Source organism: Actinosynnema sp. NPDC037264 (assembly GCF_055603705.1).
This window is the reverse complement of sequence record NZ_JBVJVK010000039.1, coordinates 1-2,457: the sequence shown is the minus strand read 5'-3', so window position 1 is coordinate 2,457 and position 2,457 is coordinate 1. Positions and strand designations below refer to the sequence as shown.

Sequence of the window (2,457 nt, the reverse complement as noted above, 5' to 3'; positions counted from 1 at the left end):
CCCCTCCCCCCCCCCCCCCTCCCCCCCCCCCCCCCCCCCCCTCCCCCCCCCCCCCCCCCCCCCCGCGGTTGTCCGGCCCACCCGGCCCGGCGAGGCCGGGCCGGGTGCCTCTCGCCGAGGTCAGGGAGTGGTCAGGTCGAACTTGCGGACCGTGACCGCGCCGCCGAGGGCCTGGGTGGCGTGGTTGAAGATGCCGAAGCGGTAGCCCATGAAGAACTGCCAGGCGTTGTTCAACGTGAACGCCGGTCCCAACGAGGTGAAGTTCACGCCGTCGGTGCTGTAGGAGAAGCGGGCCTGGCGGTTGGAGCCGGGTTGGATGTCGGCGTTGATCCGAAGCCAGATCCGGCCGCCGCTGATCGCGGCGCTCGCGGCTTCGGTGCCGGTGTTGGTGGTGCGCCAGCTGCTGTCCATGGCCAGGCCGTTGGTCATGGACACGCGGGTCTGGCCGTTGTCGCGCTTGACGCCGATCCAGGCCGAGGACTGGCGCAGCATCGCGAGGCCGGACCGGTCACCGTCGCGCATCGTGCTGTAGTCCAGCTCGATCGTGGCCGTGGACGTCGGTCCTTGGATGCGGTGCGTCAGGGTGTTGCGGGCGGCGTACAGGTCGTTGGTGACCGTGGCGGTGGACAACCTCAGCCCGTCGTTCACCGAGTACTTCGTGGTGTCGGGGTCGTGGTTCCACTCCCACTGCGGGCCGAGGGTGGTGCCGGCGAAGGTGTCGGTCCCGGTGAGGGGTTTGACCGGCCGGGTCGGCAGCGGCGAGGGGTAGTTGACGCCCCACCGGCCGTTGACCGTCTGGAGGGTAGGCCAGCCGTCCGCGGTCCAGGTGATCGGGGCGAGGGCGGGCACGCGGCCGCCGGGGTAGGCGTCCACGAACGACATGTAGTACCAGGAGCCGTTCTGGGTCTGGACCAGGCCGCCCTGGTGGGGCACGCCGCCGCCGGGGATCGGGCCGGGCAGGTCCAGCAGCACCTGGCGCAGGGTGTAGGGGCCGAACGGGTTGCTCGCCTTGAGCACGTACTGGCCGTTGGCGGGCCGGGTCAGCCAGATGTAGTAGCTGCCGTTGCGCTTGTAGAAGCGGGCGCCTTCCAGCGTGCCGATGTTCGACGGGGTCTGGAAGACCTGCTGCGCGCGGACCTGGCTGCGGCCGTCGGCGGACAGCTGGGCGACGCTGATGGTGCCGTTGCCGTACGCGACGTACATGGTGTCGTTGTCGTCGATGAGCATGCCGGCGTCGTAGTAGCAGTTGTCGATCTGGGCGTGCCGGTTCCAGGCGCCCTCGACGCTGGTCGCGGTGTAGATGTAGGTGTCGTTGAAGTCGATGCACCCGGCCCAGTAGTACGTCCGGTTGCTGGCGCGGTACTGCAGCGTCGACGCCCAGATGCCGTTGACGTAGGCCCGCTGGCCGTTGGTCAGGTCGTACTTCGTGCCGAAGTCCAGTGACGGCACGGAGTGACCGGCGAACTCCCAGTTGACCAGGTCGTAGGAGCGCAGGATCGGCGCACCGGGGGAGTAGTGCATGGTGGACGCGGTCATGTAGTACGCGTCCCCGACCCGGATGACCTCGACATCGGCGAAGTCCTGCCACACCACGGGGTTGGTGAACTGCCCACCCGGCTGCTGCGGGGTCGTCGTCGTGGTGGTGGTCGTCGTCCCGCCGCCGCCGACGCGGACGAGCTGCCACTGCTGGTTGGCGCCGCCCCAGTCGGAGTACTGGACGATGTTCGCGCCGTCGTTGGTGGCGGCGTTCTGGACCTCGACGGCCTTGCCGCTGTTGCGGTTGATCAGGCGCACGTGGCCGCCGTCGGAGTCGGCGAGGCGGAACTGCTGGTTGGTGCCGTTGCCGTCGGCCCACTGGACGATGTTGGCGCCGTCGGCGGTGGAGAAGTTGTAGACGTCGAGCACCTTGCCGGAGTGCTTGGACTTGAGCCGGTAGTAGCCGCCGCCGGAGTCCACGAACTGCCACTGCTGGTTGGCCCCGTCGCTGCGGGTCCACTGGGTGATGCGGGCGCCGTCGTTGGTGGCGAGGTTGTAGACGTCGAGCGCCTTGCCGCTGTTGCGGTTGACCAGCACGTACCACGCGTTCGTGTCGACGGTCGCCGCCGAGCTGGTCGCCGAGCCGAAGACGACCATCACACCGCCGAGCACGACCGCGGCCATCACCGCGGCCAACCGCGACCACCGGCCGCGCCCGCGCGCGAGGCGACCCGGGAGTCGATCGGGGACAGACATGACAGCTCCTTACCCGCCGCTTCCGGCGGCGTCACGGCCGGAGCCCCCGCACTGGGTGCGGGGGCTCCGGATTCGGTCAGCGTTGCAGGGTCAGCACGCCCGGTCGGTAGGGCAGGAGGCCGTAGTCCATGCCGTCGGAGCTGGGGCTGCGGCCTTGGTAGAGCAGTTGCAGGTTGCAGGGGTCGATGGTCTTGGTCTGGTCGGGGTTGGTGCGGATCAGGTCAC

At 69.6% G+C, this 2,457-nt stretch carries 2 protein-coding genes; both read right to left on the bottom strand.

The genetic code is table 11. The annotated features are described in order from the left end of the window. Positions 1–120: 120 nt before the first annotated feature. Complete coding sequence (locus ACZ7GX_RS31475) at positions 121–2,232, bottom strand: family 43 glycosylhydrolase (protein WP_498781898.1); 2,112 nt, start codon at positions 2,230–2,232, stop codon at positions 121–123. A gap of 76 nt (positions 2,233–2,308) precedes the next feature. Then, a partial coding sequence (locus tag ACZ7GX_RS31470) for a non-reducing end alpha-L-arabinofuranosidase family hydrolase (protein WP_498781990.1) occupies positions 2,309–2,457 on the bottom strand: 149 nt, incomplete at its 5' end.